The organism is Turneriella parva DSM 21527, assembly GCF_000266885.1.
Classification (GTDB): domain Bacteria; phylum Spirochaetota; class Leptospiria; order Turneriellales; family Turneriellaceae; genus Turneriella; species Turneriella parva.
Genome location: NC_018020.1, coordinates 968,337 through 988,532 on the forward strand (window position 1 = coordinate 968,337; position 20,196 = coordinate 988,532).

Here is a 20,196-nt window from a genome sequence, read left to right on the forward strand (position 1 = left end):
CTAGCCGACAACGGCTTTGCTGAGTTCGACGCTGAGCAGTGTGCTGACGCCGGGTTCGTTCATAGTGACGCCGTAAAGAACCTGCGCCTTGCCCATGGTCTTCTTATTGTGCGTGATGAGAATGAACTGCGTGTTTCGCGCGAACTCATCGAGCAGCGTGAGAAAACGCCCGACGTTCTGCTCGTCGAGCGGTGCATCTATTTCGTCGAGCACGCAGAACGGCGAAGAGCGCACCATGTAGATGGCGAACATGAGCGCAATTGCAGTCATTGCCTTCTCGCCACCTGACATCAGCCTCATCGACTTGGTCTTTTTACCCGGCGGCGTGGCTTCAATTTCAATACCACTCGCCAGCGGACGGTCGGGTTCAAGCAGGTCGAGCTTCGCCTGGCCACCGTTGAAGAGTTTTCCGAATATTTCGGCGAAGTTATGGTTGATCTGCTCGAAAGATTCGCGAAACAGCGTTTCAGATTTAGCCTGAATCTCTGCCATCACCTTTTTGATGTCTTCTTGCGCCCTGAGAATATCGTCGACCTGCGTCTGCTGGTGGTCGTACATCTCTTTTATATGCCGGTGCTCTTCGATGGCAAGCTGGTTAATCTGCCCCAGGGCAGAAATGCCGCGCTGCAGTTCGGTCAACTTCTCTTTTTCATCGGCAAGTTGCATCTTGCCCGAGGTAAACTGTGCAGAGAGCTCTTGCCAGGTTAATGTATAATCGTTGTAGATATTCTGCAGCAGAATATCGCGCGAGCCGCCGAGTGCGCCGATTTTGCCCTCGAGCTCGTTGATCGCCGTAAAGACTTCATCGGTTTTGCCGCTTTCGTTCTTCATCGTCTGCACAAGTTCGCGGCGCTTCTCTTCAGCCTTTTGAATATCGCGCTCGATGCCGGCAATGCGCTGCGTCTCTTTCTCGATGCTGCTCTTGAGTTTCTCAACTTCGCGCGTGAGGTTTTTCTGTTCTTGTGCAAGCTGCACAACGGAGCGGTCAATTTCGGTAAACTGAGCCCGCACAAAGCCCATATTGCTCTCTTCGTTGGCGATCTGGCCTGCGAGGTTCTTTTCTTTCTCTTTAACGCTCGTGATCTCGACATTCAGTGATTTGATATCACCGAGCAGCTTTTCACGCTCTTGTTTATTGGCAGATGTTTCGTCGGCGAGTTGCAGCTTGCGGGCAGTCAGCCTCGCGCTTTCTTTGGTCGTCAGGTCAATCTGCTTCTCGAGTGCGGTAATCTCTTCGTCGAGCTCTTCTTTGCGTGAGTGCACTCCGCCCTTCTCGAACAAGATCTCATAGAGACCACGGCTCATCTCGGCAAGCAGGTGTGCCTTCTCGCTGATCTTTTCGAAGATGCGGCTGTCTTTGACGCGTTGCAGATCTTTGCGCATCTGCGGTAGGTGGTCGTCTGGCGCAGCGAGAATCGCTTCAAGCGATGCGGATGTCTCGTTGCAATAGAGCTCTATCTCAGTAAATGCCTGCTCGCGGTTTTTGGCGGTTTTTTCCCAACGGCTTTTTTCGGCTTTGAGTGAGTCGAGCAGCTCGCGAATCGTTTCTTCTTGGCGGGCATGAACCTCGTTGAGTTTCTTGGTTGCCTCTGCCTTTTCAGCCTCAAGGCGCAGCAAGTCGGCGTCGGCAGCGGCCGATTCTTCTGCGCATTCGTCGATGCGTTTTTGCAGGCGCGCAATCTCTTTCTGTATGTCTGACACCTTCAGATCGAGCTTCAACGTGAACTGGTTCTGTTCGGCGGCCTCGGCCTTGAGTTCTTTGATACGCTTTTCGAACTTGCCGATGCGCTCTTTGAGGCCGGCGAGCTGTGACGAGAATGAGGCCTTCTGCGTTTCTTTTTCTTCGATCTTCTGGCCGAGCTGCGCAATCTGCAGATTCGCCATCTGGCTCGACGTGTCTTTCTTGTGCAATTCTTCTTTAAGCGTGCGTTCGTCTTCGTCAAGCGCGGCCAGGCGCTCTTGCATCTGAATCAGCTTCTGCTGAATCTTTTCTTTCTCGCCATGACGGCGGCTGAGCTTTTCTTTCAGGTCTTCGAGCTTGTCATTTGAATCGCGCACCATCAGGTAGCGAATCTTGAGGTCATGGTCTTTATATTTCGCCATGAGCGAATTATACTCGGCGGTCTTTTTCGCCTGCGCTTCTTTAATCTTGAGCTCGCGTTCGAGCTCGCGCTGAATATCTTGAATGCGGGTGAGGTTGAGCTGCGTGTTCTCGAGGTTCTTCTCAGCTTCTTCGCGCTGCGCCTTAAAGCGCGAAACGCCGGCAGCCTCTTCGAATATGAGGCGGCGGTCTTCGGGCTTGCTCGACAGAATCTGGTCCATGCGGCCCTGTTCCATGAACGAATAAGACGACTTGCCAATGCCCGTGTCGCGAAACAGGTCTTCGATCTCTTTGAGCGCCACACGGCTATCGTTGATGAAATACTGGCTCTGGCCGTCGCGGTAAAGCCGGCGGCCGACTTTGACGTCGTCGGTGTCGATTTTTAGTAAGCGAAGACGATTGTCGAATGTGAGAGAAACCTGCGCGAAGTTTGCTGGTTTACGGGTGCTCGTGCCAGCGAAGATGACGTCTTCCATCTTTTCGCCGCGCATGGTCTTGACCGATTTCTCGCCCAGCACCCATTTGAGACTATCGAGAATATTCGACTTGCCGCAGCCGTTCGGGCCGACAACGGCGCTGACCGAAGTGCTGAACGACACCTTGATCTTGTCGGCGAACGACTTAAAGCCGAGTATTTCGAGTTCTTTGAGTAGCATTATGCTTGAAGCCGTGTGCTCAGTTCTCTCATCACCTTATGGCCCTCGGCCAAGTTACGGGAAAATTCGCCACCTACCGTTTCGGCTATGAAGATGGCCGGTTTTCTATTTTCGCCGACACCGAAAAGCTAAAAGGCCATTCGCTCGTCAGCCCCCGCGACCCCGTGCGCGAAGCCGAACGCCACATCGGCACCTTCAGGCTAAAACCGGGTATGCTGGCCCTCGTCGCCGGGGTCGGCCATCTGCCGATGCTCGAAATGCTGGTCGAACAGCTGAACACCCGGGACGGCCAGGGGGGATTAATCATCGCCTTCGAGGCCGATACCGAACTGTACCTTGCACTCAAAAAAGCCCGCCCCGACATCTTCGCCGATGTGGCAGTCATTGTTCCCGAAAACGCCACGGTCATCGCCGAGCTCGTTGAGCGGCTCGACGTCGAAAACTTCATCGGCTACAGGGCATTCGAAAACCGCGGCAGCGTCGAACTGAATAGCTCTTTTTACGCCCAGGCAATCGCCGACTTTAAACAAAAGCTGGCATCGCGCTTTTCTGATCTTTTTACAAGGTTGGAGTTCGAAGAGCGCTGGGTATTTAACGCCCTCAGCAAGTTGCCGCTGCTTTCTTCTGCAAGGCCCGTCTCTGCACTCTTTGGGCTCGGCAAAGGTTCTGAAGCTATTCTGGTTTCAACCGGGCCGTCGCTGCGGTCGACCATTGAGAATCTGAAGGCAGTGAAAGATAAATATTTCATCGCGTGCGCCGATTCGGCATACCGTGTGCTCGTGCGTTCGGGTATAAATCCTCATTTGGTGTTTTCGCTCGATAGCCAGGCGCACACGACGAAACATTTTGGCCTGTTGCCGCGCGGCAAGCCGGGTAACTTTCCTCTGCTCGTCTGCGATGCGGTCTCGAACCCTGTGGTGGCGCGCGACTGGCGGGGCGAAATGGCAATTTCATTCACCGCGCAATACATCGATGACCGCCGCGTCGTCAGCCCCGGGTGCGACTACCTCGAAGAGCAGCGAATCTTTGCGGGTGCCGGCGAGCTGATACCTGGCGACCTGCAGTCGGGCGGCTCGGTTGCAACTTCGATCTTTGATCTTCTGCGCCTCATGCAGTTCGACCGCATCATTTTTCTTGGACAAGATCTCGCTTACACGAACCGCGAGATACACACCCCGGGCACGCACCATACCGACGAATGGCTCGCGCGCACGACCAATCGCCTGCAGCCGCTTGAGAATATTAACGAGCGGGTGCTACGCCGGCGCCACACCAAGCGCGAAGTTTCGCTGACCGGCAGGCCCATCGTGACTGACTATATACTCTCGCTTTACCGCGACTGGTTCGTGACAGCAATGCAGCGCATCGACAACAAGGTTGCCAATGCTACGGGTGACGGTCTGCAGATTCCCGGGGCCGAGCGGCTTTCAGAAATTGAGGCATCCCCGGCGGGTGATCTGCAGGTTTTGCTGAAAGCTTATTTGAACTCAGCACTTCTGTCTGTCGACACGGAAAAACTCGGCGAGATCAGCAAGCGCATCGCGTCAGCGCGCCGGCACGAGCTGCCTGCTGAATCACTTTCTTTCATGCGCTATGTAGGCCGAAAGTTCTCCATCAAAGCGACACGTACGCCCGAAAGCCGCCCCGCGCTGCTCACGAAACAACGCACACGGCAGAAAAACTTCTTGCGCAAACTTGCGACGAAGCTGGGGGCCAATGCCTGAATACCTGCAGCCAACACCAGAGAAGACGCCAAAGGGCGCACTGGCGAAAATCATCAGCGCCGCCGCCGACCGTTTCTGGCCGTTCTGGCTTTTTCATATCAGACGGTATGCGTGGCTCGTGCTCGCGCTGCTCATCGTCACTTCGTTCATCGGCTACCGTTATGGCCGCCGCATTCGCATCGACACAAACCTGCTGAATCTTTTGCCCAAAGAAACCGAGTCGCTGCAGCGGCTGCAGGCGTTACGCGAACGCTCTGACATCAAGGGTGTTCTCGTCGTTTCATTTTCATCTGAGGCCAGACTCGACGAAGAAACTTTGCTTTCGGCTGCGCGACAGCTCGAGGCAACAGTGGCCGCCAACGATTTTCTTAAGACCAACACCAGCCGCGTGATCTATGAAGTGCCCGGCGGCTTTTTGCAACGATATTCTTTGTATTATGCAGAGATCGAAGACCTCGAGAAGGTTTATGCCCGTCTCAAGGCGACGATCGACCAGGCAAAGCGCAGTGAGAACCCATACTTCGAAGATCTGGAACAGGCGGCCCCGTCGCGCTTTTATGTCGGTGACATTCTCAACAAATACCGCAAGAAATATCTGAGCGGCAACGCATTCATTGACGCCGAAAAAAAGCGGATTTCGATTCTACTGTCGCTCAAGACCGCGCCCGACAATATTCAATTTTCACAGTCGCTCATTTCGACGCTTAAAGACAGTCTCACACCTTACGCCCAAGAACATGCGCTGAAACTGCATTTCAGCGGCAGGTACGCCGACGATGTCGCCAAACAAAAACAGCTCGCAGAAGATATCAACCAGTCGACGACGATTACTCTGCTGATTCTGGCAGCTTCGCTCATCATCTTCTTTCGTTCGATGCGGGTCATTCTCGTGATCGGACTGCCGGTGATCGCGGCGCTTGGCTACACCTACTTTACCGCCTGGTACTTCATGGGCCAGATCAGTATCATCAGCTCTTTTTTGACCGCAATTCTGCTCGGACTCGGCGTCGATTACGGCATTCACCTGTTCGCCCGATACAAAAGTGAAAGGCTTAAACAGCGCGGCATGACCCAGGCTCTCGAAATAACAATGCGCAACCTGTTTCGCGGGCTCAGCTTCGGCATGATCAGCACCGCCGCGGTGTTTCTGACGTTGAGCTTTTCGCGTTTTATCGCCTTTGCTGAATTTGGCAAGATCGCCTTCTCGGGCATTGTGTTCTTCTTTATCGCGTTCATCTTGTATTTTCCGGCTTTGGTTTTTCTGACAGAGAAATTCTCTCAGGGCACGACCGAACCATCGCATATGCTTGAAAAGACCCGCAAGATACGCGGCTGGCACGTGACGCTCATTGCCATGATCTCGGTCATCGGCATCGTGACGGTGGTGAATCCGCCCTTTGAATATGACTTCTTTGAACTCGATCAGGTCGACAGAACGGCGCGCAAGACTGCACTCACCTCAGAAGATGCGCAGTTCACGATTATGGAGAACCGTCGCCACATGGTGATTTACCAGTTCGACAGCCTGGCCGAACTCGCGGCGACAGAAGAGAATCTGCGGCAGCGCGCCGGCAGCGGTGAGTTTCACAGCATACGCGACCTGATACCGGCAAATACAGCTGCGAAACAAAAGATCTTGAGCGCTATTCACCAGCAGCTGCGGCAGGCAGAAGTCTACAGTTTGCTGAAGCTCGACACTGAGAATTTGCGCAAGATTCGCGTGGGTCTGGCGATGACCTCAGCCCCGCCACCGACAGTAAGTGATATTCCCGAGGCGTTTAAGCAGCACCTGATTGTGAAGGGAAATTACTTCTTGTATATTTTCACGCGCGACACGAGCGCGATGCGGCGCGGTGTTCTCGATTTTGCAGCTAACTACCGCGAAGCGTGCAGCGCTCCGATTACCGATGCAAAGAGCTGCCCGCCTGAAAAGCGGTACCGCGGTATTTCAGACCTCTACGTGCTCGACGATATTCTGCAGACAGTGATGAGCGATCTGTTGCGTGAAATATTACTCATTGCAATTGTCATAGCGATCATCGTGCTGTCGATGACGCGCCGCGTTGCGGGTGTGACGCTGATTCTCGCGCCGCTGATCGCCGGCCTTTTGGGGCTCTTTGCGCTCGTCGGGGTGAGCCACCAGATTGCGAACGTTTGGCTGTTCGAATTTAACTACATCAATCTGCTCGCGATACCGATTCTTTTGGGTGTCGGCATCGACAACGGTATTTATCTCTATTCACACGCGCGTGAACTGGGTCTTTCTCAGGTGAACCACATCATGACCAGTACCGGCGGCTCGATATTCATTTCGAATTTCACCACGGCTATGGGGTTTTTGTCGCTGACGATCTCAAGCCACGTCGGGCTCGCCTCGTTTGGCTTCGTGACCTTTGTGGGCATGCTGTGTATTTTTTACGCGTACCGGCTGCTTTTTCCCGCTCTGGCGCGATTCTTTCAAAAGCTTGAGGCTGAGATTTGAAGCGCTCGGCGGTTTGGGCTGTTACCGGATTTATTCTGACCTTTTCGCTGCGCGGCCAAAGCTACGAGCTGAAGCCTGAAAAAGAGGCCATTGCCAAAATCGAAGCCGCGGCCGCATCTGCAGATAACGCTACCCTCGTCAGCGAATGCGACCGCCTGCTCGAAAACCACCACATCAGTGCCTATGCCTGGTTTCTTTGCGGCAAACATCTGTTATCGGTGAAGACCAATGATCTGAAACTGGCGCGCGCATATACCCGCACGGCCTACGTGCGTCTCGAAAAAGCCACTCGCGATTTCAAGCGCACGGGAAAACAACTCTATCTTGCTCTTGACGGTGAGCAGTACATGGGGCTCGCCGCGATGCTGCTCGGCGATCTCGACCGCGCCCAGGTACATTTTCGGAGTGTCTTGGCGCGCGACAACCGTATGGCTTCTGCCTGGTACAATCTGGGAGTTATTTATGAACTGAAAGGCCTGAACGAAGAGTCGATGCGGTCGTTTGACCGCTACCTGCGCGTCGTTGGCGCGAGCAAAGAAAGCGAATTCTAATCGCGCCGCTATTTCAGGTCTTGGTTGGCTTTTTTCCAGCTGTCTGATTTTTCATGCTGCTGGTGTTCGTCGTGCAGCGATTTCATCGGCTCGCCCTTGAGATCGATCTTCTCTTTTTTGACATCGCTGCCATCGTAGCGCAAGGCCGTGCCGGCATTGAGTTCAATATCATTCAAAAAGTCTTGCATCATCAGGTTCGGGTCACTCTGCAAACCCGTCTCGCGCACAAAATCAGTCATAATAACCTTGCCGGTAAAAAGAACAAGTCGGGTCTGCGACTTGCTCGCTTCGACGGTAAAGCCAGTACCCCGCACGCCGGCAGTCACGACCGGGGTCTTGATCGCCCATTTACCCGAAGCATCGCGGCCCGACTTTCTGAACAGCATACTGATTGCACCGTCGGTCTGGTAATATTGCGAACCGGGGCGAATTTCGAGCGAGGTATTCTGGTTCATGAAAAACGATGCCCCATCAGACATTTGCACACCAACTTTGGCCTTGGCTTTGGTGACGACCGTGTCGCCTTCTCTGAGCACTGTGCCCAATTTCAACCCGGTGGTTTTACCTGAACTCTTAATTTCCGCATTGCCCGAGAGATATGTCACGCGCCCTTCAACCGCACAAAGTGTGCCTGTCGCCAACAGCAAGATGGCAGCAAAAACTTGTTTCAGGTTCGCGTGCATTTTCATATTACCTCTCTAGTAGTGATAACGTGCCGACACAGCGCTGAAAAACGTGTCGAGCTTAAAGGCATTGGCGTTCATCGCAAAATCAATGTTCACCTTATCGGCGGGCGTCCAGCCTAAGCCCATCGCGACGATCAGTTCGTCTTCGCCGAAGAATGCACGGTCGGTCGTGATGGTCTGTGTCGCGGTCTTATCGGTGCTGGTCTTGTTTGAGAAAACATTCTTGCGTACACCCATACGCGTTTTGAAGGTTTCAAAAGTCTTGTGCTCAACCGCAACCCCAACGGGTATGTAGAAATGGTCTTTCTCGAACGACAGGTTACTCTGCGTCACGTTATTCACCGATGTATATGTGACGGATGCAGTGCCTACACCGGCTGAATAAATTACCTTGAGCTTGCCCTCTTGAAACATCTGGTGGTAAGCTGCGTCTAGCGCGATGTTCAATGCGGATGCAGAAGCGCCATGCGAGATCGCCGTCGCGGCAAGGTTGGCGCCGCGAATTTCATAGGGCATCTTATACTGGTCGAAATTAGCTGCAATGATCAGGCGGTCTTGACCCACTGGCATAACATACCGTCCAAGAAAACCGATCGATGGGGCCGCCGAACTTTTGACGGTTGTATTTTCACTGCCCGTCGTGGTTGTCGTGTTGTATTCGATATTCATAAGCGGCAGGTCGCTCGAAAGCGACAGGTCGAGATAACCCGGCCCGAGGTTTTTCCACTGCACACCGAGGCCGACACCAATATTGTGCGCACTCATCATGTATTTTGCGACGGTGCCGGTCGCAGCGACCGCCGTATCGACGCCGTTACGCATGTTTGCGTAGCTGACCCGCAGACCGAGATTCAGGTCGCCCATCGCCATACCATACATGAGGTCGAGATTGCCGAAACCTTTGTTCGTTTTGTTAAGAATGCCAAGCTGTGCCCCGGTGAAATCACCGGCGTACCCGGTGACGCCGCTCGTAAGACCGCCCGCCTGCGGAAATTTATCGAACAACGCCTGAGTTGACCCGAGCGCGCTGTTGGCGTTGAGCGGTCGTCGTACGAAGACTGCCAGCTTTTGGTTCGCTGGCAGAGGCACGGTCGCACCACCCCAGACAAGGTTAGCGCCGAGCCAGCCTTCGAGATAGGCAGTGCCATAGTTCATCAGCTGGCCGGGGTTCATGAACATGTTCATATCAGATTCAATGAGACGGTTCGGTACGCCCAACCCACGGGTCTGAGTATCGAGCGGCTGGTTAACGCCGTTAATATCTGAGAGGTAACAATTATCAGATGAGCCAGCGGCACACACCGTCGGGTCGGTCGCTGTTGCCGGCGGTTCGGCAAACACCGTCGCCGGTATCGCGCTCTAGAGTAACAGAAGAACACGAGAAAAACTTTTCATAGCTCAAGGTATCGCGCCAAAGCAGAGCGTCAAGTTTGTTTGCTGAGATTTATTTCGGACACCACAGACAAGTACATTGCCGAACCTTACGGTTTATTTGCGCCGATGCTTCTTGCCTGTCGCGAAAACACCTTGCTTCTTGTTCCAGGTGAACTCTACCCAGGTCGGAAAATCCAGGGTGTTGCCAATCGCTGCCTTTTCATCATGGTTCAACTTTTCGTTCAGGCTGAGCGCTGCTTCGACGCCGAATCTGTTCTTGGTAGTGTCACAATAGGCGCTGATCGCCGTGCCTTTTCTGGGCAACTGGTACGTCGGCAAAATTCCTGCGTCGCCCGCGCTCGCAAGTTGCGGTAACTGATAGAAGCGCTTCAGCGTAGCCGGTGAAGCCAGATCTCGGCAGTGAACCTGGGGCAAGAGCCCCGCTATTGGTTCGAGTCTACCGTGATTCAGCTGGTAGAATTTTAGTTCGCTGCGATAGGTATCCATATCGTTTTCATAGTAATGCGCGAGAATGGCCCCTTTGCCTTCAGGAAAATAAATCGCAAATTCATGACGCACAGAACCTGCACCAGTACCCGTATCCACAAAAGCGGCATAACCGTTGGAGATATCGACTTTAGCGATGCCATCGTCGTCAAACCCCGGGTCTTCAACCCAGGTCTGCAGCCATTTGCCGTTCTGGCTGCGCAACGAATCGGGCTTCAGTTTGTTGATGAGTTCGACGATCGTCGGTTTAGGTTCGGTGGCGCGCATTACAGAGATACCGGCTCCGAGCGAAAGTATCAAACCTGCAAATGCAGCGATTTTTCGTGGGCAGCGAAACTTGGCGATCATGTCATCAGACTTCGCCACCTGCCGATGCGACGTAAAGGCATAAGCCTATGTGTATAACGGTCTCAGATAAAAATCTGGGGCAGATTGGGATACATAACTCGCTGCAGCACGCACCTGCCATTGCCCGAGCACCCTGTCAACAAACCTCCGGGCACCTCTGCGCCCTCCGTGGTTTAATTTCTCCCATTTTATTCCAGATGCCTGCGTAAACATTGACCGACCAAACCAACTCTGAAAGTCAGCTCCATGGATCTTCAATGCAGACGCTGCCATAAGCCCATTGCCGCCGATGGCATCAATATTCAGCAGATGATCGCCAAGTGCGGCGCTTGTGGCGCTGTGTTTACGTTTAACCCGGGTGACGCCGCAGCGCCAGACAAACCTCGTGCGGCGAGGGGGGTGATTCCGATTCCCGCCCGTTGGAAAATGAGCCAAGAGGGCGGTGCGTTGGTGTTTTCAAACCGCTGGTTCCGGCCGGTATTTATTTTTCTCGCAGTCTTCTGCGTCGTGTGGGATAGCTTCTTGGTCTTGTGGTATTCACTCTCACTCGGTAGCGGCGACGGCACCCCTTCTGCATTCTCTGTCATTTTTTTGGTGTTTCCGCTGCTACACGTCGCCGTCGGTCTGGGCCTGACGTATTACACCATCGCGGGGTTTATCAACACCACAACGATCACAGTCGACCGCGGCAGCCTGAGGCTGCGGCATTTTCCGCTGCCATGGCTTTATTCGGGCACCATCGCCACGCATGAGATCGACCAGATATTCTGCAAAGAGACCGTGCAGACCAACAAAGGCACTGCCTGGTACCGTTATGCGGTGAGCGTGCTGCTCAAGAACGGCCGCGAACGCAAACTGATAGCCAACCTCGACGCGCCCGAAGAGGCGCTCTACCTCGAAGCCGAAATTGAAAAGTTTCTCGGCATCACCGACCGTGCCGTGGCGGGTGAGTACAAGGGATAGAGGGTCCCTGAAAAACGAACCCGTTATTCAGGCAAAGGTATTCGATCAGTTTCGTGCGGTACGATGCCCATGGCATTCGCCTTCCAGTCGGCTTTTGCCTTTTCGATTCGCTCTTTAGAACTCGAGACAAAGTTCCACCAGAGATGGCGCGCTTCGGCATGTTTCTTGCCGCCGAGCAAAACCCCGCGCGCAGCAGAGGGGGATTCAAGACGAATCTCAGAGGCCGAACCGAAGACAATCATAGATCCCACTTTTGCTTCAAGGCCGTCGACTGTGAACGAACCTTGCGAAACATAGAGCGCACCTTCTTGCCCTGCAGGTAGCTGCAGATCGATCGTTGCCGCCTCGCGCGCGCGCACATCGGCATAAAAAAGCGGCGAGTGTGTTTTTACGGGCGAGATCTTGCCCATGAGCGAACCAGCGATCAGCCGGATTTCGTAACCTGCACCGGCAAGCACCGGTATCACGTCTGCCCCGTAGTGGTCAAAAGCCGGCTCGGTTTCTTCATGTTCGACCGGCAGCGACACCCATGTCTGAATACCTTCAATCTGGTTGTGGCCGTCTTCGATAAGCGAGTGTTCGCTGTGCACAATGCCCCGGCCCGCCGTCATCCAGTTGACTTCGCCGGGGCGAATGGGTAGCTCGGTGCCAAGGCTGTCGCGGTGGCGAATGACGCCGCTGTAGAGATAGGTTATCGTCGAAAGCCCAATATGCGGGTGCGGCCTCACCGTCAGTTCGTCGCCTGTCTTGATTGTCGCAGGCCCGAAATGATCGACAAATACAAAAGGCCCTACCGTACGCGCGTCGATGTGCGGTAGAATGCGCAGCACCTGAAAACCGTCGCCAAGATCTTTGAATTTTCCGCTAATGATTCGGGCCATGGCTCAATCTAAGCAGAGGTTCGGTCAGCATCCATTTTTCTTCTTTGCTGAATGTCACCTCTGGTTCAGTGGGACATTCATCTACCGATATGACCGACCACAGAAACAGGCGTCTGGAAGCACAGCTGGTCGAGGCCGGCAAATGGCACAGTATACTCGTGATTGCACTCGCGATCGCAGTGCTCATCAGCTGGCAGCTCGACTGGCGCATTGTGAAACAGCCGATCGCCAAATTTGTTTCGATGAACCCGCTGACGGCGGTTTTCTTCATTCTGAGCGGATTCATCTACCTTCTGCAGCTGCGCGCGCCAGAAAAGAGGTTCGTGCAGCCGCTGGTTTTGTTTTTGACATTTGTTATCGTTGTGCCCTCTGCGTTGCGGCTGGCAGAGATCTTCTGGGGTCTTGAATTCAAGGTCGACCAGATTCTGTTCGCGAGCAAACTTGCCGATGAAGTCGTCAACAACATACCCAATCGTGTAGCGCCGAATACGGCCACCTGCTTCGTACTGCTCGCACCCGCGATGGCTTTGCTGAACAAAAAAAGCAGAGCCGCGGCCTATGCCGCGCAGGTGGGTGGCACGGCAGTGCTTGCAATTTCAGTGCTGAGCCTTCTGGGCTATCTGTACCAGGTGCCCGAATTCTACGGACCTCTGGTGAAATATACACCGATGGCGATACATACAGCGCTGTGCTTTTTCGTTATGGCGCTTTCGGTGCTTTATGCAACGCCCGAGCGTGGCTTCGTCGGCGTCTTCACGAAGCGCCTCGCGGGCAGCAAATCAGCGCTGCTGCTGATACCGGCGATCTTCGTCGTGCCCGTTGTGTTTGGCTATCTGCGACTGCGCGGCCGCTGGGGTGAAGAATATCCCGTTGAATTCGGCGTCGCGGTATTGATTTTACTCATCATGGTGGTACTCTTTTCGCTCGCCTGGCTGAACGCAAGGGTACTCAACAAACAGCATGCGCTACTGCTTGCATCAGAAGCAAAACTTGAATTATTCAATAAACAACTGGAATCGAAGGTGCAAGAAAAGGCCTCAGCTATCTTGCGAACCGAAAGCAGATTGAAGCATATTCTCGATTCGATGCTCGAAGGCATTCAGATCATCGACCGCAACTGGGTGTATCTTTATGTGAACGAAGCCGTCAGCAAACAGGCACAAAAACCGGTCAGCGAGCTCTTGGGCAAGCGCTTTCTCGACCTGTATCCCGGCGTAGAAAAAACCGATCTGTTTTCTACTCTGATGCACACGATGCAACAGCGCGAGCCAAGGCATCTCGAAACCCCGTTCGAGCATGCAGACGGTCGGGTCGGCTGGTATGAAATGAGCATTCAGCCAATTCCAGAGGGCATTTTTATCCTTACGATCGATATCACCGAAAGGCATAAGGCACGCGAAGAACTGGTCGAGGCGAACGAACAACTTGAAATCAAGGTGGCTGAGCGCACCGCGCAACTCAAAAACATCAATACCGAACTCGAAGCTTTTTCCTATTCGGTATCGCATGATCTGAAAGGGCCGCTGCACACCCTCGAGGGTTATGCGGCCATGCTCGAAAAAATGGCCGGTAGCTCACTCACCCCTCAGGCACTCGAGATTCTGATTTCAATGCGCGCGCAGGTCAAACGCATGGAAAGACTGATACAAGATCTGCTCGACCTCGCAAAGCTCGGCACTCAGGCTATTAGGGCAGAGCAGGTCGACATGCGCGCACTCGTCGGCGACGTCGTCGCCGAAGCCAGCCACCGTGCGTTTACAACCGCATCGGTCAACGTTCAAGAGCTGCACCACGTGACCGCAGACAAAGAACTGCTGCGCCAGGTTTTTTACAACCTCATCAGCAATGCCCTTAAATATTCGTCGCGCAGCGAGAGGCCCCATGTCGAAATCTATTCTGAGCAGAACGAGCGCGAAACAACCTATCACGTCAGAGACAATGGAGTCGGTTACGACATGGCGCTGGCTGATAAACTGTTTTCGCCCTTTCAGAGGTTGCACAAAACGAGCGATTTTGAAGGCAGTGGCATAGGCCTTGCTATCGTACAGCGTATTGTACACAAACATGGTGGCAGGGTCTGGGCGACTTCAAGCCCGGGCAACGGCGCGACTTTTAGTATCAGTATTCCGCGGGCGCTGCAGGTATCGGCGGCTTAGATTGAACGCTCAAAAATTGACACGCCCTGCCGCCCGGGGGCGATCTACCCCTATGGAGGCCACATGAGACTTATCGCTGCACTTACCTCGGCCCTGCTTACCTGCGGGTTGGCCGCGCAAGACAAGCCCCTGCCTGTACTGCAATACGTCGACGGCCACGGCAACTCGTACGAATTCACGCAAGACGGATCAACCTACGTACTCGATTTTGCCCCTGTCAAAAAAGACATGAAGTCGCGCAAATATGACGGCGGTGAACCCGCCACACGCCGGTTAAGCAAAGACCGATTCGATACCGTTCTTGCCCGCATGGACGAGGCAATCAAGAAGAAGCGTCTCGCCCGCAGCCGTGACCGCGGCACAGCGCTGATCATAAAAGAGAGTAAGGGCGACTTCAAAGAGTATATTTTGCCTGAAGGCAGCAAAGACATCAAAGAAATCGAAGCCCTACTTTACACGTTGTTCTAGTTTCATATTTTATGGTGCGCTGCGCGCACCATAAAATATGAAACGTCCCTTTCTCACTGCCAAGTGGCAAAATCTTTTCATGGCAAATTACGAGGTCGCGCAGTCGCTGCTCGAAAAATTCGTACCGGCCGGCACAGAACTCGACCTGTTTCAAGGCAAGGCACTGGTCTCGCTCGTCGCCTTTCAGTTTCAGCAAACGCGGGTGAAAGGCTTCAAAGTTCCCTGGCATGTTAATTTTCCCGAAATTAATCTGCGCTTTTATCTGAAGCGAGTGCATGAGGGTGAACTGCGCCGGGGTGTTGCGTTCATTCGGGAAATTGTGCCGCGCCAAGCGATTACTCTGGTGGCCAATCTACTCTTCAACGAAAACTATGTCACGCGCAAGATGGCAGAGCGCGTGCGCGTGGCTGATAATCAGCTCAAAGCGGTGTACACATTCGTCGAAGAAGACCGCACACAGACGATCAGCGCCGTGTCGGGTATATATCCGCAAAATCTGAAACCCGGCAGCCTCGAAGATTTCATCACCGAACACTACTATGGTTACACCGGCGGCCAGGGCCAGCGCACAATCGAGTACCGCGTTGAACACCCGTCGTGGCGCACCTACACTCTGCAGGACTATCGCGTCGACGTCGACTTCGGCGCAGTTTATGGCGAGGCGTGGTCGCGCCTGACGGGCATGAAGCCGCACTCTGTGTTGCTGGCTGAAGGCTCAGACGTCAGTGTGTATGCCGGCGAGAAACTTACTTAGTATGCCCAAAAGAATAAAAAGTGCACGGAACGCCGCCGACTTTTCAGCCGGCGACTATGCACAGCTGATCGACGAACTCTATTACCATAACCGCAAGTATTATCTCGAAGATGAACCTGAAATCTCTGACGCCGAATATGATGAGAAGATGCGCCTGCTGCAGCAGGTTGAGGCGCTGCACCCTGAATGGCTGAGGCCCGATTCGCCGACGCAAAAAGTCGGCGGTGAAGTTCGCGAAGATTTTGCCGAGGTGAAGCACGACCCGCCGATGATGAGCCTCGACAACGCGATGAACCTTGAAGAACTCAGGGCCTTTCACGACCGCCTCGTGAAGGCGGGCATTAAAGAACCCGTCTACCACGTAGAACCGAAATTTGACGGGCTCGCGATCGACCTCGTTTACGAGAACGGTGTGCTCGTTGTCGGGTCAACGCGCGGCAACGGCGAGGTCGGCGAAGACATCACGCACAACGTCAAGACGGTAAAGAATGTTCCGCTGCGGCTCATGGTCGATAGCCCGCCCGCGAAGGTCACGATTCGTGGTGAAGTGATTATCAAGCTGGCCGACTTTCAAAAGATCAACGAACGCCAGGCCAAAGACGGCAAAAAGCTTTTCGCAAACCCCCGCAACACCGCCGCCGGTGCGCTGAGGCAGCAAGACTCCTCGCAGGCGAAAGATAAAATGCTGTCGTTTTTCCCGTACACGCTCGCAAAATTCGACGACCCCAAGAAGCGTTTCGCGAAAGAAATGCGCAAACAAGATTCTATCTGGAAATCGGTCTTTCCAGAATTAGGATTCAGAACTTCGGCGTACCACCTGACGGCAGATTTTGACGGCGTCGCGAAGTATTACGAAGAGATGATCGTGAGCCGAGCCAACATCGAGTACGACCTCGATGGGCTCGTGATTAAGCTGAACGACACCACCGAATGGGAAAACTTTGGCGCGACGACGAAAGCACCACGCTGGGCGATCGCACTGAAGTTTCCCGCGCGATCGGGGGTCACGAAACTCGAACGTGTAGTCTATCAGGTCGGGCGCACAGGTGTTGTTACGCCCGTGGCCGAACTCACACCGATAAACCTCGGCGGCGTCATGGTCGCTCGCGCTTCTCTGCACAATGCCGACGAGATCGAGCGCCTCGGCTTGCACGAGGGCGACTATGTCGAGGTTGTGCGTTCGGGCGATGTAATACCCAAAGTTGTGGCGGCAGTGGCCGACAAGCGTGCTAAAAAGGCCAAACCCGTTGCGTTCGTCAAAAAATGCCCATCGTGCGGCAGACCGCTCGAACGTGAAGACGTGTTCTTTCGCTGCGTGAATGCGGCCTGCCCCGAAATGAACGAGGCGTTTCTGCAGTTCTTTGTCTCCAAAAACGGGCTCGATATCGAATCATTGGGAGCCGAATGGGTTGCGAAACTCTACCAGAACAAAGTGATATCCGACTATGCTGATTTGTTCGCCGTAACCAAGGCCGACCTCTTGCAATTTGAGGGCATGGGCGAAATTCTCGCGGCGAAAATTTTGCAGTCGATCGACGCACGCCGCAAAATTTCATTCAGCAAACTGCTGACCGCCGTGGGCATACCGAACGTGGGCGAGCATGTGGCATCGATTCTGGCCGATCATTTTGCCGGTCCCGAGGCGCTTGCCGAGGCAACCGAAACCGAGCTGACCGCGATTCACGAGATCGGCCCCGGCACTGCCGCCTCGGTGCAGCAATGGTTCGCCGACAAGGTCAATAAAGCGCGGCTGAAGAAGCTTGTGAAAAACGGTGTCGAAATTGTGCGCGAAGAACGCGCAAAAATCTCTGACGCATTCGTGGGCAAAAGCTTTGTTTTTACCGGAACCTTGACACAATTCACACGCGATGGGGCCGAAGCAGAGGTTAAGGCCCGTGGCGGCCGGGCATCGTCGTCGGTCAGTAAAAAAACCGATTTCGTTGTGGTGGGGGCCGATGCGGGCAGTAAGGCGCAAAAAGCAAAAGAGCTGGGAGTGCCAATAATAAGCGAAGCAGAGTTCGCCGCTATGCTCTAATTTCGCTGTTCGCGCCAATAAGCTATGGGCTTAAGCCCATAGCTTATTGGCGCTATGAAAGCAGTCGCAACAGACTTTACCCGTCCCATTTGGGAATCTCTCGGCTGGGAAGCGTTCGGCGTTGAAGACCGCGTCGAAATCAAGTCGGTGACCCAAGATAGCCGCGAAGTGAAAAAAGGCTCAGCTTTTTTTGCATACGACGGCAGCAAGGTCAGCGGCAAAGACTTCATCTGGGAGGCCTTCGACAAGCAGGCGGCAGCCGTTTTTATCGACCGCGAATATAAAGACGAGATATTTCGCGACGCGCGCTATAACCTGCACTTGCCAATATTCTTCACCCCTGATTTTCTGAGGGCCGCAGGCAGAACGATTTCATTCTTTTTCGGCGAACCCACGCGCTACATGGCCTGTGTCGGCGTCACCGGCACAAACGGCAAGACAACCATCGCGCACTCGCTGTACCAGGCGCTGAACCAGCTGGGCAAAACCTCAATGTATATTGGCACTCTGGGTATGGAGGTTTCACGCCATAAGACTGTGACGGGCATGACGACCCCCGACACGGTGACCCTGCAGAGTATGCTGCACCAGGGCCAGAAGCAGAAGGCCCTTTATGCATGCCTTGAAACCAGTTCGCATGGTTTGGCGCAAGGGCGACTCGAAGGCATCAACTTTCAGATTGGTATTTTTACGAACCTGACGCAAGACCATCTCGACTACCACCGCAACATGGAGTCGTATTACCGGGCGAAGCGCCGGCTCTTTGAATACATGCTGTTCTCTTCACGCAAGCAGCCCGAATCTGCGAAGGGTGCCGTCATCTGTATCGATGACGACTACGGGCGCCGCCTGTACCTTTGGCTCAAGAGCCAAACACCTTCTTTCCCGGTTATTTCGCTGAGCCTGCGCGACAAGACAGCAGACGCCTACATCACCGATGTCGAAGCGACTTTCGACGGTTACAGCTGCGTGCTGGTATTTGCCCAGAAGAGTTACTTTATCAAAACACGATTGCTCGGTCGCTTCAACCTCATGAATCTTTCGTCAGCGTTTCTGGCATTACTCTGCCTCGGCTTCGGCACAGAAGAAGCCCTCGCCGCAATTCAGCAGGTCGAACCTGTACCCGGTCGCTTTGAAGTGTTGCGCGGCAAAGAGCAGCGCGCGGTCATCATCGACTATGCACACTCGCCCGACGCGCTTGCCAAGGTGCTCGAGACCGCACAAGAACTCACGCCCGCGCGTGTCATCGGCCTCTTCGGCTGCGGCGGCGACCGCGACAAAGACAAACGCCCACAGATGGCAGAGGTCGCGAGTCTGCATTCAGACCTGTGCATTCTCACCAATGACAATCCGCGCAGCGAAGACCCGAAGAATATCATCGAAGATATGCGCAAGGGTCTAAAGACCGCGCGCTATCTGGTGATCTCAGACCGCGAGAAGGCGATTCGCGCTGGCTTACAGATTCTCGGACCAAGACAGGTGCTGGTGATCGCCGGCAAAGGCCATGAGGATTACCAGATTATCGGCAATAAGACGCTGCACTTTTCAGACCGCGACACTGCACTAAAGTTAATGGGCTCTTTAAAAATCAGGTAATCTGAGAACGCGCCGAGACTAAGGGCATCCGCTTATCTGCACCGTTGCTGTCGCGCCCGTACCACCGCCACCGGTAATGCTTACCGTTGTATCCGTGCCATAGCCTGACCCGCCCGAAGTAATGCTCGCAGAGGCAACGCTGGTCGGCGCCAGATTGGCAAACGCTGTTGCTCCACTACCACCGCCACCAGAGATAGTCACAGTAGGTGGTGATGTATAACCTGAACCCGAACCCGTAAGCGTCAGCGAGGCTACACTTCCATTGCCAAGATTTGCGATCACATTACCGGCAGTGCCCGGCCCCAGCGGCGCGAGGCCTACAGTACACATTGAGGAGTACCCTGTCCCCCCAGACTGAACCATTGCCGTGCCAATTTGCCCAGCAGTCACAGTAACCCCCGCTATTGCACCTGTGCCCCCACCTCCGGTACAGTTGCAAGGGTAAGGGCCGCCGGTGGTGTATCCGGTACCGGGTGCACCCACTGCGAACGAGGTTACCGTATAACTCATGACAGGCGTTGCCGACGCACCTGTGCCTCCACCGCCCGAAACATTTACAGTGCCACTAAACGCTGGCCCTGTAAAGCCAGTGCCACCAGAGTTGACTGTGTAGCTGGCGACTGTCGTCGGCGTGAGCAATGCCGAGAAAGTGGCACCAGTCCCCGAACCATTTGCTGTGATTGTGGGCACCGTTGTGAAGTTTGTGCCACCCGAAGTTACAGTGACGCTCGCAATGGGGCCGGTGCATGCACCCGGCGCACCTGACTTTGAAGTGGCGGGTTTGTCGAAGCCTTCCCAGCTCTGGCAGTGACATAATAATAATACTGTAAATAAGAGGCAATGGCGAAACATGCATTAGAATTATCGCCAAGGCGACAGCGTAAACGCCATTTTTTTGGCTGGGAATATGGCAG

The 20,196-nt window shown here is 54.1% G+C and carries 15 protein-coding genes; 9 read left to right on the top strand and 6 right to left on the bottom strand.

What is annotated here, in order from left to right:
* Window positions 1–2,757 (bottom strand): chromosome segregation SMC family protein, encoded by a 2,757-nt coding sequence (locus TURPA_RS04605; protein WP_014802122.1) that lies wholly within the window; start codon window positions 2,755–2,757, stop codon window positions 1–3.
* 38 nt (window positions 2,758–2,795) lie between these two features.
* On the opposite strand from TURPA_RS04605, the gene TURPA_RS04610 reads away from it, so the two are divergent.
* Genes TURPA_RS04610 through TURPA_RS04620 form a run of 3 tightly spaced genes read left to right on the top strand, consistent with a single transcriptional unit; the run spans window position 2,796 to window position 7,514 of the window.
* Window positions 2,796–4,481 carry a motility associated factor glycosyltransferase family protein gene (locus tag TURPA_RS04610; protein WP_014802123.1) on the top strand — a complete coding sequence of 562 codons (1,686 nt, stop codon included), beginning with the start codon at window positions 2,796–2,798 and terminating at the stop codon, window positions 4,479–4,481.
* A complete protein-coding gene (locus tag TURPA_RS04615) occupies window positions 4,474–6,963 on the top strand; it encodes an efflux RND transporter permease subunit (RefSeq protein ID WP_014802124.1) in 2,490 nt (829 codons plus the stop codon). The genes TURPA_RS04610 and TURPA_RS04615 overlap by 8 nt, the downstream gene beginning before the upstream one ends.
* The gene (locus TURPA_RS04620) at window positions 6,960–7,514 is read left to right on the top strand and encodes a tetratricopeptide repeat protein (RefSeq protein ID WP_014802125.1); all 555 of its coding nucleotides are present in this window, start codon (window positions 6,960–6,962) and stop codon (window positions 7,512–7,514) included. Before TURPA_RS04615 ends, TURPA_RS04620 begins: the two co-directional genes overlap by 4 nt.
* 8 nt (window positions 7,515–7,522) lie before the next feature.
* Here TURPA_RS04620 and TURPA_RS04625 read toward each other — a convergent pair whose 3' ends face one another.
* The 3 genes from TURPA_RS04625 to TURPA_RS04635 all read right to left on the bottom strand — a co-directional run bounded on the left by TURPA_RS04625 (window position 7,523) and on the right by TURPA_RS04635 (window position 10,429).
* The gene (locus tag TURPA_RS04625; protein ID WP_041948304.1) at window positions 7,523–8,203 is read right to left on the bottom strand and encodes a FecR family protein; all 681 of its coding nucleotides are present in this window, start codon (window positions 8,201–8,203) and stop codon (window positions 7,523–7,525) included.
* 9 nt (window positions 8,204–8,212) lie between these two features.
* Entirely contained in the window at window positions 8,213–9,541 is a 1,329-nt protein-coding gene (locus tag TURPA_RS04630) for a hypothetical protein (RefSeq protein ID WP_014802127.1), read from the bottom strand.
* Window positions 9,542–9,688: 147 nt separating this feature from the next.
* Window positions 9,689–10,429, bottom strand: coding sequence for a hypothetical protein (locus tag TURPA_RS04635; protein WP_014802128.1), 741 nt, complete (start codon window positions 10,427–10,429; stop codon window positions 9,689–9,691).
* Window positions 10,430–10,675: 246 nt separating this feature from the next.
* Here TURPA_RS04635 and TURPA_RS04640 point away from each other — a divergent pair, with 246 nt between their 5' ends.
* Complete coding sequence (locus TURPA_RS04640) at window positions 10,676–11,392, top strand: hypothetical protein (protein ID WP_014802129.1); 717 nt, start codon at window positions 10,676–10,678, stop codon at window positions 11,390–11,392.
* A gap of 23 nt (window positions 11,393–11,415) precedes the next feature.
* On the opposite strand, the gene TURPA_RS04645 is transcribed toward TURPA_RS04640, so the two are convergent.
* Complete coding sequence (locus TURPA_RS04645; RefSeq protein ID WP_014802130.1) at window positions 11,416–12,273, bottom strand: pirin family protein; 858 nt, start codon at window positions 12,271–12,273, stop codon at window positions 11,416–11,418.
* An 89-nt stretch (window positions 12,274–12,362) separates the two neighbouring features.
* Between TURPA_RS04645 and TURPA_RS21415 the strand changes: the two genes are divergently transcribed.
* The 5 genes from TURPA_RS21415 to TURPA_RS04670 all read left to right on the top strand — a co-directional run bounded on the left by TURPA_RS21415 (window position 12,363) and on the right by TURPA_RS04670 (window position 19,282).
* Entirely contained in the window at window positions 12,363–14,429 is a 2,067-nt protein-coding gene (locus TURPA_RS21415; RefSeq protein WP_014802131.1) for a sensor histidine kinase, read from the top strand.
* A gap of 63 nt (window positions 14,430–14,492) precedes the next feature.
* Complete coding sequence (locus TURPA_RS04655) at window positions 14,493–14,897, top strand: hypothetical protein (protein WP_014802132.1); 405 nt, start codon at window positions 14,493–14,495, stop codon at window positions 14,895–14,897.
* Between the two features lie 37 nt (window positions 14,898–14,934).
* Entirely contained in the window at window positions 14,935–15,651 is a 717-nt protein-coding gene (locus TURPA_RS04660) for a YqjF family protein (RefSeq protein ID WP_014802133.1), read from the top strand.
* A gap of 1 nt (window position 15,652) precedes the next feature.
* Window positions 15,653–17,686, top strand: a complete 2,034-nt coding sequence (gene ligA, locus TURPA_RS04665; RefSeq protein WP_014802134.1) for an NAD-dependent DNA ligase LigA — start codon at window positions 15,653–15,655, stop codon at window positions 17,684–17,686.
* 54 nt (window positions 17,687–17,740) lie between these two features.
* On the top strand, window positions 17,741–19,282 hold the full coding sequence (locus TURPA_RS04670; RefSeq protein WP_014802135.1) for a UDP-N-acetylmuramoyl-L-alanyl-D-glutamate--2,6-diaminopimelate ligase: 1,542 nt from the start codon (window positions 17,741–17,743) through the stop codon (window positions 19,280–19,282).
* A gap of 18 nt (window positions 19,283–19,300) precedes the next feature.
* Here TURPA_RS04670 and TURPA_RS23340 read toward each other — a convergent pair whose 3' ends face one another.
* Window positions 19,301–20,134 carry a hypothetical protein gene (locus tag TURPA_RS23340; RefSeq protein WP_014802136.1) on the bottom strand — a complete coding sequence of 278 codons (834 nt, stop codon included), beginning with the start codon at window positions 20,132–20,134 and terminating at the stop codon, window positions 19,301–19,303.
* Window positions 20,135–20,196: the final 62 nt, after the last annotated feature.